This is a genomic window from Pseudomonas sp. MWU13-2105, from assembly GCF_023242315.1.
Classification (GTDB): Bacteria; Pseudomonadota; Gammaproteobacteria; order Pseudomonadales; family Pseudomonadaceae; genus Aquipseudomonas.
The window spans coordinates 425,794-438,800 of record NZ_JALLIY010000002.1; the positions used below are offsets into that span (position 1 = coordinate 425,794).

At 62.9% G+C, this 13,007-nt stretch carries 11 protein-coding genes; 10 read left to right on the forward strand and 1 reads right to left on the reverse strand.

The features are described 5' to 3' along the window. Positions 1 to 768 carry a TerB family tellurite resistance protein gene (locus M5B96_RS04655; RefSeq protein WP_248795368.1) on the forward strand — a complete coding sequence of 256 codons (768 nt, stop codon included), beginning with the start codon at positions 1 to 3 and terminating at the stop codon, positions 766 to 768. Positions 769 to 778: 10 nt separating this feature from the next. On the opposite strand, the gene M5B96_RS04660 is transcribed toward M5B96_RS04655, so the two are convergent. After that, complete coding sequence (locus tag M5B96_RS04660; RefSeq protein ID WP_248795370.1) at positions 779 to 1,768, reverse strand: alpha/beta hydrolase family protein; 990 nt, start codon at positions 1,766 to 1,768, stop codon at positions 779 to 781. A 268-nt stretch (positions 1,769 to 2,036) separates the two neighbouring features. Between M5B96_RS04660 and M5B96_RS04665 the strand changes: the two genes are divergently transcribed. From M5B96_RS04665 to M5B96_RS04705, 9 genes are all read left to right on the forward strand, one after another. Further along, positions 2,037 to 4,430, forward strand: coding sequence for a PAS domain S-box protein (locus M5B96_RS04665; RefSeq protein ID WP_248795371.1), 2,394 nt, complete (start codon positions 2,037 to 2,039; stop codon positions 4,428 to 4,430). A 66-nt stretch (positions 4,431 to 4,496) separates the two neighbouring features. Next, positions 4,497 to 5,126: a response regulator gene (locus M5B96_RS04670; RefSeq protein ID WP_248795373.1), complete on the forward strand. Its 630-nt coding sequence runs from the start codon at positions 4,497 to 4,499 to the stop codon at positions 5,124 to 5,126. 299 nt (positions 5,127 to 5,425) lie between these two features. Further along, positions 5,426 to 6,550 carry an ABC transporter ATP-binding protein gene (locus M5B96_RS04675; protein ID WP_248795375.1) on the forward strand — a complete coding sequence of 375 codons (1,125 nt, stop codon included), beginning with the start codon at positions 5,426 to 5,428 and terminating at the stop codon, positions 6,548 to 6,550. A gap of 69 nt (positions 6,551 to 6,619) precedes the next feature. Further along, positions 6,620 to 7,660 (forward strand): ABC transporter substrate-binding protein, encoded by a 1,041-nt coding sequence (locus tag M5B96_RS04680; protein WP_248795376.1) that lies wholly within the window; start codon positions 6,620 to 6,622, stop codon positions 7,658 to 7,660. 223 nt (positions 7,661 to 7,883) lie between these two features. Continuing rightward, positions 7,884 to 9,131: an ABC transporter permease gene (locus M5B96_RS04685; protein ID WP_248795378.1), complete on the forward strand. Its 1,248-nt coding sequence runs from the start codon at positions 7,884 to 7,886 to the stop codon at positions 9,129 to 9,131. A gap of 12 nt (positions 9,132 to 9,143) precedes the next feature. Next, complete coding sequence (locus M5B96_RS04690; RefSeq protein WP_248795380.1) at positions 9,144 to 9,968, forward strand: ABC transporter permease; 825 nt, start codon at positions 9,144 to 9,146, stop codon at positions 9,966 to 9,968. Positions 9,969 to 10,205: 237 nt separating this feature from the next. After that, positions 10,206 to 11,354: an iron-containing alcohol dehydrogenase gene (locus M5B96_RS04695; RefSeq protein WP_248795382.1), complete on the forward strand. Its 1,149-nt coding sequence runs from the start codon at positions 10,206 to 10,208 to the stop codon at positions 11,352 to 11,354. A gap of 117 nt (positions 11,355 to 11,471) precedes the next feature. Continuing rightward, the gene (gene rpe / locus M5B96_RS04700; protein WP_248795383.1) at positions 11,472 to 12,146 is read left to right on the forward strand and encodes a ribulose-phosphate 3-epimerase; all 675 of its coding nucleotides are present in this window, start codon (positions 11,472 to 11,474) and stop codon (positions 12,144 to 12,146) included. Next, entirely contained in the window at positions 12,143 to 12,961 is an 819-nt protein-coding gene (locus tag M5B96_RS04705) for a phosphoglycolate phosphatase (RefSeq protein ID WP_248795384.1), read from the forward strand. The genes rpe and M5B96_RS04705 overlap by 4 nt, the downstream gene beginning before the upstream one ends. The last annotated feature ends 46 nt before the right edge of the window (positions 12,962 to 13,007 follow it).

Here is a 13,007-nt window from a genome sequence, read left to right on the forward strand (position 1 = left end):
ATGTTGTGGCCAGGGACTCTGATTGGAGCCGGGGCGGGTTTTGCTATCGCCAGTATTCCGGGGGCCATGTTGGGCGCGTTACTCGGGCAGGCGTTGGATCGGCGCCTGCAGTTGCACAGTTTTGCACATTTGCGCGAACGCCTGGGGGGCAAGCCGGCGTTGCGCAACGATGAATTGCTGTTTGTCCTGCTGGGACGACTGGCCAAGAGCGATGGGCAGGTGGTCGACGGACATATCCAGCAGGCGCGCGAGGAAATGCGCCAACTGGACATGCACGACGCGGCGCGGCGCCGAGCGATTGCCGCGTTCAACCGGGGCAAGTCGGGGCGTGATCGTCTGCGCGGCTACCTGAACCATCTGAAGGAGCAGCCCCATGCCGCCGAAGGCGTTTTGCGGGCGTGTTGGCGAATGGTCTGGGCCGATGGCCGGGTCGGGTCGAAGGAGCGTGAGCTGATCATGCTCTGGGGCAAATGGCTGGGCTGGACCAGCCAACAGGTCCAGGCCCTGGCCAATGACTACGAGCCTGGTCGCAAGACGCTGTCGAGCGCGACTGGAACTTACGAGGAGGCGCTGCTGTTATTGGGTGTGGCGGCCAACAGTGAGCCCGCGCAAATCAAGCGGGCGTATCGACGCCTGCTCAGCCGCCACCACCCCGACAAGGTGGCGGGAAACGGTGCGACGCCGTTACAAGTGCGCGAGGCCACGGAGAAAACCCGCGATCTGCACAATGCCTATGTGCTGATTCGCGAGCGAAGGGATTTCCGCTAGGCGGTCCGCTTCAGAGACCGCCGACATCCTGCGGGTTCAACCAGCCGCGGATGCGCCGGAACAATTGCTCCTGCCCGGCATTGCCCGGCAGGGCCTTCAGTGCAATCTGGTTGTAGCTCGAGGTTTTTTGCCGCTTGCTGGCCTGCAACCGTTCCAGCGCGGCTTTGCGATCCAGTGGCCGGTCCTGATAGAAGAAGTCCGCCGTCGCCAGTTTCAGTCCGGGGGTGATCTGAGCCAGGTTCTGTGGGGCAGTGGTCGGCGTCTGCGCGGCCACCAGGAGCAGTTTCTGGATCTGCGGCGAGGGCTTCTCGCTCATGTAGCGGGCGGCCCAGTAAGCACCGGTACCATGACCCAGGAGCACCACGCTGCGGGCATTTTGCTGTTTTGCGTAGGCAATCGCCGCGTCGATTCGTGCGAAGATCCGATCAGCATCGGCCTTCAGTTGGTCTTCGGCGGTTTGCGCGGCGGCCTGGTCGACCACCTCGGCTTCGGCGCTGGCCGCCTGTTCGATGGGCTTGGCCGTGGTGCTGGCGTCCTTGCTGTTGCTGGCGGTCGCCGCCGGGGCCTTGGGCGCCTCGGCCAGCCGTGGCTGGATTGCGTCGCTTTGCAGGTCCGGCAGGGTCAGGCTCAGGCTGCTCCACTGGGCATCCGGGAACTTGCGCCGCAACGGACCGATTGCCTGGGGCCAGTCGGCGCTTTCGCCGGCGCCGGGAATCAGGATCACGGCGCCCAGGGGGGAAGGTGTGTTGGCCGGTTTCCACAAGGCCAGGAAGCTGTCGCCGCCGGCTTGTAGTTGCTGTTGTTCCTGCTGGGGCAATTGTCGCTCCAGCGCGGTCGCGTCTTCCTGGCTACGCTCAGGCAGCGGCTGGCGCTCCACCGGCTTGTCGGCGGGCTTTTGCGCCGGGGCTGGCGTCGGGTCGGCGGCCATGACGGGCGTGGCACAAGGTAGTATCAGCGACAGGCACAGCGCAGGCAGTGCCAGGCGGTAGAGAAGGGGCATCGGATTTTCCAGGCCAGAGTCATCCTGGCAGCCTAGGGTCTGTACGAGAACTCGCCGAGCGGCGATCAGGCAAGGCAAAAACAGGCGAGGAAGCGCAGTTTAGTCCACTAAATGAGCATTACTCGCTTCGCTCGCCCTCCGGGTCGTCTTTCGGACGTTCTCACTTCGTTCGTCCGAGCCTGTTTTTAACACAGCATGATCGTCGTGCAAGCAGTTATCGTACAGAGCCTAATGGGTTGGTCAGCATTTGTCAGTGTGTGAGCGTCGAATGATACGGTTTTGCTGCCTGTGGGTTATCGGCTGTTTGTGTTTTCCCTTGATGGCCTGGGCGGCGCCTGCTCCCCATGGGCCGGGGATTGTCTTGTCCGGCGAACAGCACGAGTGGATCGAGCAGCACCGCGAACTGCGGGTTGGCCTGGTCCTGCAGGCGCCATATGCGCAATACGACCGCCGGCTGCAGCGCTTGTCCGGGGCCAACGTGGAGCTCATGGCCTGGGTCGCCAAGAGCCTCGATGTCGAGCTGACCTGGCGTAACTTTCCCGATCAGGCGCAACTGGAAAAAGCCTTGCGCGAGGGCGAGATCGACCTGGCGCCGGGCCTGACCCAGACCCCGCTGGGGTTGCGTCTGTGGCTGTTCTCCGATCCTTACATGCGCGTGCCGCAATTGGTCGTGGGCGAGCGCAACGGTGCCGGCGCCGTGGAGCTGGAAAAGCTCGACAGCCAGACCCGCGTGGCCGTGCGCATGCCCAGCACGGTTGCCGATTACCTGCGCAACACCTACCCCAATCTGAACTTGCAGGGCGTGCCGCTGGAGCGCCAGGCCCTGCAATTGTTGGCGAGCCAGCAGGCCCGTTATGCGGTGATCGACGAGGCGCAGCTCAGTCGCCTGTCCAGTGAAGAGGAGTTCGCCGGGCTGGCGGTGGTCGGCGATATCGGCTTGCCACAGTTGCTGCGGGTCGCGACGCGGCGGGACTGGCCGGAACTGGCTGCTGTCGTGGAGAAGGCCCTGCACGCCATCCCTGCCCGGGATCTGGAGCAATTGCATGCCCGCTGGCTGCAACCGAAGTATCCGCGCCTGGCCGAGTCGCCGGGGTTCTGGCAAAACCTTTGCCTGTTGCTGGCGGTGTTGCTGCTGGCAGGCCTGGCGATTGTCTTCTGGCTGCGTCGCCAGCAGCATAGCCTGGAGCATGAGTTGCTCGCGGCTCGGGACACCCTCGCCCGGCGTGAGGCAAGCGAAGAGGCCCTGCGCCTGACCCAGTTTTCCATCGACCAGAGCACGGTGGGGATTCTCTGGGTCAACTGGGACAGTCATGTCCGTTACGCCAACCGGGCGGCGGAAGAGATGCTCGGCTATCCGCCGGGCGGGGTGTTCGATCGTCCTTTGATCGACTTCGAGCCCAACCTGCACATGGATCGCTGGTTGAACCTGTGGAAACGTGCCCGGGCCAGTGAGGAAGGGCCGCAAAGTTTTGAGACCCAGTGTATTCGCGCCGATGGCAGCATCCTGCCGGCCGATGTGTCGTTGAGTTTCCTGCGTTTTCGCGGGGGTGAATACCTGGTTGTCTACCTCAACGACGTCACCGAGCGCCGTCGCGCGCTGGCGGCGGTGCAGGAAAGTGAGGCGCGCTTGAAGGCGATCGCCGCCAACGTGCCGGGCCTGGTGTTTCGCCTGGAGCGTGTACCGCTGACCGGAGAGCTGCATTTTCCCTACATCAGCGAAGGTAGCGAAAGCCTGGTCGGTTATGCCCCGGCGACCTTGCGTCGGCAGGACATCGGGCTGCGCAGCCTGGTACATCCGGACGACAAGGCTGGTTACCACGAGACCCAGGACCGTGCCCTCGATGCGGACAGCGACTGGTCCTGGCAAGGCCGGATCATGACCCGTGAAGGTCGGCAGCGCTGGGCCGAGATCAAGGCCATCACCCGTCGCCTGGAGGACGGTACCGTGGTCTGGGACGGCATCGTCTGGGATATCAGTGAAAGCAAGCGCATCGAGCTGGAGCTGGCCGCGTCCCGTGAACAGTTGCGCGAGCTGTCGGCGCACCTGGAAAGCGTCCGTGAAGAGGAAAAGGCACGCATCGCCAGGGAAGTTCACGATGAGCTGGGTCAGATGCTGACTGTGCTCAAGCTGGAAACCTCTATGTGCGAACTGGCCTATGCCCAACTCGATCCCGGCCTGAATGACCGGCTCAACAGCATGAAGAAGCTGATTGCGCAGTTGTTCCAGCTGGTCCGGGATGTGGCGACCGCCTTGCGTCCGCCGATTCTCGATGCCGGGATTGCCTCGGCCATCGAGTGGCAGGCCCGGCGCTTCGAGGCGCGGACGCAGATTCCCTGCCTGGTGCAAGTGCCGGAGCATCTGCCGGCTCTCAGCGATGCCAAGGCCATTGGCTTGTTCCGTATCCTCCAGGAAGCACTGACCAATGTCATGCGCCATGCCCAGGCGCATACTGTTGAACTGACACTGGCTATTGAGGGCGAGGATTTATGCCTGACCATCAGTGATGATGGCGTAGGATTCGTCTCTGACAGTGGCAGGCCGACCTCCTTTGGCGTGGTGGGCATGCGTGAGCGGGTGTTGATGCTCGGCGGCACGCTGCGGCTGGAAAGCGTGGTGGGCGAGGGCACGACCCTTAGTGTGCGGGTGCCGTTGGACGTGTAGGCCCTGATGACCCTATCGCCGGCGAGCCGGCGAAAGCAGTCCGACTGACTCAACCTGGAGATAAGCGTGATCCGCGTACTGGTAGCTGAAGACCACACCATTGTCCGCGAGGGCATCAAGCAGTTGATCGGTCTGGCCAAGGACCTGTCCGTGGTGGGCGAGGCCTGCAATGGTGAACAACTGCTCGAAGTCCTGCGCCAGATCCCCTGCGAAGTGGTCCTGCTGGACATCTCCATGCCCGGTGTCAATGGCCTGGAGGCGATCCCGCGGATTCGCGCGTTGAACAATCCGCCGGCGATCCTGGTGCTGTCCATGCACGACGAGGCGCAGATGGCGGCGCGCGCGCTCAAGATCGGTGCCGCCGGCTACGCCACCAAGGACAGCGATCCGGCGCTGTTGCTGACGGCGATCCGCAAGGTTGCGGCCGGTGGTCGCTACATTGATCCGGACCTGGCCGACCGCATGGTCTTCGAAGTCGGCCTGACCGATTCGCGGCCACTGCACGCCTTGCTTTCGGAGCGCGAGTTCTCGGTCTTCGAGCGCCTGGCCCAGGGCGCCAACGTCAACGACATCGCCCAGCAACTGGCCCTGAGCAGCAAGACCATCAGTACCCACAAGGCGCGCCTGATGCAGAAACTCAACATCACCTCCCTGGCCGAACTGGTGAAATACGCGATGGAGCACAAGTTGCTCTGAGCACGCGCGCCCTCTGTCAACGACACGGTCCCAGTGGGAGCCGGCAAGCTGGCTCCTACAAAAGAAAACCCCGCGCGCATATCCATTTGCGACAGTTTTCGACAGCCCTTTGACGCTGTTCCGGGCCTTGCCGCCAGGAATGGCCCGTGGGCATATCCAATCCCGCCATCCTTGTAGGGCGATCCCTACCCCAATTCTTCCAGACGGCTGAGGCCAATCTCTCCCGCCTGCCGATTTGCGCTGCCGCGAGCCTTCACTAGGCTTAGCCCCACGGCAGTCCAAAACAAAAAGGTGAGGGTATGAGCGAGGTTGATTCAAGCGCTGGGGCGAACGATGTACTGGTCAGCTTTCGTGGCGTACAAAAAAGCTACGACGGTGAGAACCTGATCGTCAAAGACCTCAACCTGGATATTCGCAAGGGCGAGTTCCTGACCCTGCTCGGGCCTTCCGGCTCCGGCAAGACCACCAGCCTGATGATGCTGGCCGGGTTCGAAACCCCGACCGCCGGCGAAATCCAGTTGGCCGGCCGCTCCATCAACAATGTCCCGCCACACAAACGCGACATCGGCATGGTGTTCCAGAACTATGCCCTGTTCCCGCACATGACTGTCGCCGAGAACCTGGCGTTCCCGTTGACCGTGCGTGGCTTGAGCAAGACCGACGTCAGTGAGCGGGTCAAACGGGTGCTGGGGATGGTCCAGCTCGACAAGTTTGCCCAGCGCTACCCGGCGCAGTTGTCCGGCGGCCAGCAGCAGCGGGTGGCGTTGGCCCGGGCCCTGGTGTTCGAGCCCCAGCTGGTACTGATGGACGAGCCCCTCGGTGCCCTGGACAAACAGTTGCGCGAACACATGCAGATGGAAATCAAGCACCTGCACCAGCGCCTCGGCGTGACCGTGGTCTACGTGACCCACGACCAGGGCGAAGCCCTGACCATGTCCGACCGCGTTGCAGTGTTCCACCAGGGTGAGATCCAGCAGATCGCGCCACCACGGACCCTCTACGAAGAACCGAAGAACACCTTCGTTGCCAACTTCATCGGCGAGAACAACCGCCTCAACGGCCGCCTGCACAGTCACAGTGGTGATCGCTGCGTGGTCGAGCTCGGCCGCGGTGAAAAGGTCGAGGCGCTGGCGGTGAATGTCGGCAAGACCGGCGAGCCGGTGACGCTGTCGATCCGTCCGGAACGCATCAGCCTCAACGGCTCCAGCGAGTCCTGCGCCAACCGCTTCTCGGGCCGTGTGGCCGAGTTCATCTACCTGGGCGACCACGTCCGTGTGCGCCTGGAAGTCTGCGGCAAGACCGACTTTTTCGTGAAACAGCCGATTGCCGAGCTGGACCCAGCCCTGGCGGTCGGCGACGTCGTACCTCTCGGCTGGCAGGTGGAGCACGTTCGCGCGCTCGATCCATTACTGGACGCCAGCTGAGCGCGGTAACCCAAGAGGCGAATCCATCGCCCCGTGCTTCACCAACCTGCACTGTGGAGAGAAGAATAAATGCTTAAATCCCTGAAATTCAGCGCCCTGACCCTTGGGCTGATGTGCGCGGCAAATGCCATGGCGGCGACTGACCTGACCGTGGTGTCCTTTGGTGGCGCGAACAAGGCCGCACAGGTCAAGGCGTTCTATGCGCCGTGGGAGGCGGCGGGCAAGGGCAAGATCGTTGCCGGTGAGTACAACGGTGAAATGGCCAAGGTCAAGGCCATGGTCGACACCAAGAGCGTGTCCTGGGACCTGGTGGAAGTCGAGTCGCCCGAGCTGTCCCGCGGTTGCGACGAAGACATGTTCGAGCCTCTCGACCCGGCGCTGTTCGGCAAGAGCGAAGACTACGTCAAGGGCGCCATCCAGCCTTGCGGCGTGGGCTTCTTCGTCTGGTCGACGGTCCTGGCCTACAACGCCGACAAAGTGAGCAGCGCACCGACCAGCTGGGCCGACTTCTGGGATACCAAGAAATTCCCGGGCAAGCGTGGCCTGCGCAAGGGCGCCAAGTACACCCTGGAGTTCGCGTTGATGGCTGACGGCGTTGCGCCGAAAGACGTCTACAAGGTACTGGCGGGCAAGGACGGCCAGGACCGTGCGTTCAAGAAGCTCGACGAGCTGAAGCCGAATATCCAGTGGTGGGAAGCCGGTGCCCAGCCACCGCAGTACCTCGCCTCCGGTGACGTGGTGATGAGCTCGGCCTACAACGGTCGGATCGCCGCGGTACAGAAAGAAAGCAACCTGAAGGTGGTCTGGAACGGCGGTGTCTATGACTTCGACGCCTGGGCGATTCCAAAAGGCCTGAAGGGCGAGCGTCTTGAAGCGGCGAAGAAATTCATCGCCTTCTCGGTCATGCCGCAGCAGCAGAAGGTCTACTCGGAAAACATCGCCTACGGCCCGGCCAATGTCCAAGCGGTACCGTTGCTCGATAAAGCCATCCTGAAAGATATGCCGACCACCCCGGAAAACATCGCCAACCAGGTGCAGATCGACGTGGCCTTCTGGGCGGATAACGGCGAGCAGTTGGAGCAGCGCTTCAACGCCTGGGCGGCCAAGTAACAGAGCACGCGCCGGCAGACGCTGCATAACCCTGTAGAAGCCGGCTTGCTGGCGATGGCGTTGGAAAATCGACGCAAGGCTCAAGGGCCTCATCGCCGGCAAGCCGGCTCCCACAAGGGTTTGTGTTCTGCCCGTTGGGTTTGTGTGTTTCAGAAGAACAACAGGCGGTGTCCCGAAACGGGACGCCACCCGCTGTAACAATAAAAGAATTCCGGAGTTCGCCATGGCCCTCACCGTTCCTCTGAACGAGGTCACCAGTCCCACCTTGAAGCAGCGCCTGGCGCGTGCCGAGCGGGTCAACCGCTGGAAGGCCCAGGCCTTGATTGCACCGCTGGTGCTGTTTCTGTTGCTGGTGTTCCTGGTGCCCATCGTGGCGCTGCTCTACAAAAGTGTCGGTAACCCGGAAGTGGTCGGCGCCATGCCGCGTACCGTGGCCGCCGTTGCCGCCTGGGATGGCAAGAGCCTGCCCGGTGAGCCGGTCTACAAAGCCTTGAGCGAAGACCTCGGCGACGCCCGCAAGAATCAGACCCTGGGCGATCTGTCCAAGCGCCTGAACATGGAACTGGCCGGCTATCGCAGCCTGCTGACCAAGACCGCCCGGGCCTTGCCCTTCAAGACCGAGCCGGCCTCCTATAAAGAAGCCCTGGAAGCCCTCGACGAACGCTGGGGCGATCCGGCGTACTGGCAGGCGATCCGGCGCAACACCAGCAGCATCACCCCTTATTACCTGCTGGCGGCCGTCGACCATCGGATCGACGACCTCGGCGAACTGGCCCCGGCCACGCCGGACCAGGCGATCTACCTTGACATCTTTGCCCGCACCTTCTGGATGGGCCTGGTGATCACCGCCATCTGCCTGGTGCTGGCCTACCCATTGGCCTATCTGCTGGCGAACCTGCCGTCACGGCAGAGCAACCTGTTGATGATCCTTGTCCTGCTGCCGTTCTGGACCTCGATCCTGGTGCGGGTCGCGGCCTGGATCGTGCTGTTGCAATCCGGTGGCCTGATCAACAGCGCGCTGATGGCCATGGGCGTGATCGACAAGCCCCTCGAACTGGTGTTCAACCGCACCGGCGTCTACATCTCCATGGTGCACATCCTGCTGCCGTTCATGATCCTGCCGATCTACAGCGTGATGAAGGGCATTTCGCCGACCTATATGCGCGCGGCGATTTCCCTGGGCTGTCATCCGTTCGCCAGCTTCTGGCGGGTGTACTTCCCGCAGACCTATGCCGGTGTTGGCGCGGGGTGCCTGCTGGTGTTCATCCTGGCGATTGGTTACTACATCACCCCGGCATTGCTCGGTAGCCCGAACGACCAGATGGTCAGCTATTTCGTGGCGTTCTACACCAACACCAGCATCAACTGGGGCATGGCGACCGCCCTGGGTGGCTTGCTGCTGCTGGCGACCGTGGTCCTGTACCTGATTTACAGCCGGTTGGTCGGCGCCAGCCGCCTGCGCCTGAGCTAAGGAGAATAAGAAATGCTGAGCCCCTACATGTCGCCCGTCGAGCGGGTCTGGTTCTACAGTTCGCGCATTCTGTGCGGCTTGATCCTGCTGTTCCTGATCTTGCCGGTGCTGGTGATCATTCCGCTGTCGTTCAACTCGGGCAGTTTCCTGGTCTATCCGCTGCAAGGCTTCTCGCTGCACTGGTACCAGGACTTCTTCGCCTCGGCGGAATGGATGCGCGCCTTGCGCAACAGCATCATCGTCGCCCCGGCGGCCACGGTGCTGGCGATGGTCTTCGGGACCCTGGCGGCGATCGGCCTGACCCGCGGCGATTTCCCCGGCAAGCCGCTGGTGATGGCCCTGGTGATCTCGCCCATGGTGGTGCCGGTGGTGATCATCGGTGTGGCCAGCTACCTGTTCTTCGCCCCGCTGGGGCTGGGTAACAGTTTCTTCTCGTTGATCGTGGTGCATGCGGTGTTGGGCGTGCCCTTTGTGATCATCACCGTGTCGGCGACCTTGCAAGGCTTCAATCACAACCTGGTGCGCGCTGCCGCCAGCCTGGGTGCGTCGCCCCTGACGGCGTTCCGTCGGGTGACCCTGCCGCTGATCGCCCCGGGGGTGATTTCCGGGGCTCTGTTTGCCTTTGCGACCTCGTTCGACGAAGTGGTGGTGACCCTGTTCCTCGCCGGCCCCGAACAGGCAACGTTGCCCCGGCAGATGTTCAGTGGCATTCGTGAGAACCTCAGCCCGACCATCGCCGCGGCGGCGACCCTGCTGATTGCCTTCTCGGTGATCCTGCTGCTGACCCTGGAGTGGCTGCGTGGGCGTAGCGAGAAATTGCGCACCACCCAGGTATGAGAAGGGCGCCTGGAGGGCGCCGCGAAAAACCGAGCCGGCTTGCCGGCGATGAGGCCCTTGAGTCTTGTATCGTTCTTGCGCTCGTCATCGCCGGCAAGCCGGCTCCCACAGGTTTGCTGGCGTTCATGAGACACGCTTCCCATTCACGCTCTGAATGCAACTTCTGCATGACAGCGTAAAGCCAATCCCGGTTATGCTTGCTCGTGCCCTGATCATCACGACAAGAAGGCTGCGAGCATGAGCATTTCCTCATTCAAGATCGCCCATAAATTGATCACCGGCCGTGGCGCCATCGAGCAATTGGCTGATGAGCTGACCCGGCTGAATGTCGACCATCCGTTGATCGTGACCGATGCGGCACTGGTCAAGTCAGGGACCGTCGAGCTGGCATTGGCCCACTTGGGTGGGCGCACTTATGACATCTTCGACCGCGTGCTGCCCGACCCGGAAATCGCCATTGTCGAGGACTGCATGCGGGCCTACCGCGAAGGTGGGCATGACGGTCTGATCGGCCTGGGCGGTGGCAGCGCCATCGACATCGCCAAGAGCGTCGGTGCCTACGCCGGTTATCACGGGGCTCTGGAGGACCTGTTCGGCATCGACCAGGTGCCGCGCAAGGGGCCGCCGCTGATTGCCATCCCGACCACCGCCGGCACCGGCTCCGAGGTGACCAATGTCGCCATTCTCTCCGACAAGCAGGCCCAACTGAAAAAGGGCATCGTCAGCGATTACCTGCTGCCGGACGTGGCGCTGGTCAGCCCGCAGATGACCCTGACCTGCCCGCGTAGCGTGACCGCCGCCAGCGGCGTGGATGCCATGGTCCACGCCATTGAAGCCTACCTGTCACTCAATGCCTCGCCGATCACCGACGCCCTGGCCATTGGCGCGATCAAGCTGATCGCCACGGCGCTACCCAAAGCCTACGCCAACCCCTCCAACCTCCAGGCCCGTGAAGAAATGGCCACCGCGAGCCTGATGGCCGGGATGGCCTTCGGCAATGCCGGCGTCGGTGCCGTGCATGCCCTGGCCTACCCGTTGGGCGGGCGCTTCAATATCGCCCATGGGGTCAGTAATGCCCTGTTGCTGCCCTATGTCATGAGCTGGAACAAAATCGCCTGTGTCGAGCGCATGCAGGACATAGCCATCGCCATGGGCGTCAATGTGACCGGCTTGAGCCTGATCGAGGCGGCCGACAAGGCCGTCGCCGCCATGACCGATCTATGTGCCGCCGTGGAAATCCCCGCCGGCCTCGCAAGCTTCGGCGTGCCCCTGGACGCGATCCCGGCCATGGCCGAGGAAGCGGCGGCTACCGAGCGTCTGATGCGCAACAATCCGCGGCGGCTGAGCGCCGTGGATATCGAAAAAATCTACCGCGCCGCTTACTGAGGGCTTTGGCGCGGGCATTGCGGGCTTGTCCGGCCAATCGTCGCGGTCACGGTGGGCGGGGCAAAGCGGGCGGTATACAATGCCCGCCATTGTGATTCTGCTCAAAAAAGGTGCGTCATGCAGCCCTTCGCCATTGCTCCGTCGATTCTCTCCGCCGATTTCGCCCGCCTGGGCGAGGAAGTGGACAACGTGCTCGCTGCCGGAGCCGACATCGTGCACTTCGATGTCATGGACAACCACTATGTACCCAACCTGACCATCGGCCCGATGGTCTGCGCGGCGTTGCGCAAGTACGGCATCACCGCGCCCATCGACGCGCACCTGATGGTCAGCCCGGTGGACCGCATCATCGGTGACTTCATCGACGCCGGTGCGACCTACATCACCTTCCACCCGGAAGCCACGCTGCACGTCGATCGCTCCCTGCAAATGATCCGCGAAGGTGGTTGCAAGGCCGGCCTGGTGTTCAACCCGGCCACGCCCCTGGACGTGCTCAAGTACGTGATGGACAAGGTCGACATGATCCTGCTGATGAGCGTCAACCCGGGCTTTGGCGGGCAGAAGTTCATCCCCGGCACCCTCGACAAGCTGCGTGAGGCGCGGGCTTTGATCGATGCCTCGGGCCGCGATATTCGCCTGGAAATCGACGGCGGCGTGAACGTCAACAATATCCGCGAAATCGCCGCCGCCGGGGCCGACACCTTTGTCGCCGGCTCGGCGATCTTCAATGCGCCGGACTACCGTGAAGTCATCGAGAAAATGCGCGCCGAACTGGCGCTGGCTCGATCATGACCGTGTTCGAGCAGCTTTTTCCGGACCGTCTGCCCAGGCTGGTCATGTTCGATCTGGATGGGACACTGGTGGATTCGGTGCCCGACCTGGCCTTGGCGGTGGATAAAATGCTGCTCGCCCTCGGACGTCCGGTGGCCGGGCTGCATGGGGTCCGCGAGTGGGTCGGCAACGGCGTGCCGGTCCTGGTGCGCCGGGCGCTGGCTGGTGGTCTCGATCATTCCGCTGTCGATGACGGCGAAGCCGAGCAGGCCTTGGCGATCTTCATGGAGGCCTATGCCGGCGGCCATGAGCTGACCCAGGTCTATCCCGGTGTCCAGGAAACCCTGAGCTGGATGCACAAGCAGGGCATGGAGATGGCCCTGATCACCAACAAGCCCGAACAGTTTGTCGCACCCTTGCTGGATGAAATGAAACTGGGACGGTTTTTCCGCCTGATCATCGGCGGCGATACCTTGCCGCAGCGCAAGCCGGACCCGGCGGCGCTGTTCCACGTGATGAAAATGACCGGTATCCCGGCCTCGCAATGCCTGTTCATCGGTGACTCGCGCAGTGATGTGCAGGCTGCCAAGGCCGCCGGTGTCACCTGCGTGGCCCTCAGCTATGGCTACAACCATGGCCGGCCGATCGCCGAAGAACAGCCGGCTCTGGTCATCGACGACCTGCGCGCGCTGATTCCCGGTTGCCTGGAAGCTGGCGCTGAGCTAATGTCGGCGGACTGTGTTCAATCCCCTCCTGGAAACCCCATCGTGGTGGTCACTCGCAAACTCTGGATGAAAGTCATCAAGGCCCTGGCCCGCTGGCGTTGGCGCGCCTGACTTGATCCTGGCCGGTTATCCGGCGTGTTTGCATACCTGACTGTTC

Coding starts and splice junctions, on each gene's coding strand:
- M5B96_RS04655 (WP_248795368.1), top strand. CDS start 1: ATGTTGTGGCCAGGGACTCTGATTGGAGCCGGGGCGGGTTTTGCTATC.
- M5B96_RS04660 (WP_248795370.1), bottom strand. CDS start 1,768: ATGCCCCTTCTCTACCGCCTGGCACTGCCTGCGCTGTGCCTGTCGCTG.
- M5B96_RS04665 (WP_248795371.1), top strand. CDS start 2,037: ATGATACGGTTTTGCTGCCTGTGGGTTATCGGCTGTTTGTGTTTTCCC.
- M5B96_RS04675 (WP_248795375.1), top strand. CDS start 5,426: ATGAGCGAGGTTGATTCAAGCGCTGGGGCGAACGATGTACTGGTCAGC.
- M5B96_RS04680 (WP_248795376.1), top strand. CDS start 6,620: ATGCTTAAATCCCTGAAATTCAGCGCCCTGACCCTTGGGCTGATGTGC.
- M5B96_RS04685 (WP_248795378.1), top strand. CDS start 7,884: ATGGCCCTCACCGTTCCTCTGAACGAGGTCACCAGTCCCACCTTGAAG.
- M5B96_RS04690 (WP_248795380.1), top strand. CDS start 9,144: ATGCTGAGCCCCTACATGTCGCCCGTCGAGCGGGTCTGGTTCTACAGT.
- M5B96_RS04695 (WP_248795382.1), top strand. CDS start 10,206: ATGAGCATTTCCTCATTCAAGATCGCCCATAAATTGATCACCGGCCGT.
- rpe (WP_248795383.1), top strand. CDS start 11,472: ATGCAGCCCTTCGCCATTGCTCCGTCGATTCTCTCCGCCGATTTCGCC.
- M5B96_RS04705 (WP_248795384.1), top strand. CDS start 12,143: ATGACCGTGTTCGAGCAGCTTTTTCCGGACCGTCTGCCCAGGCTGGTC.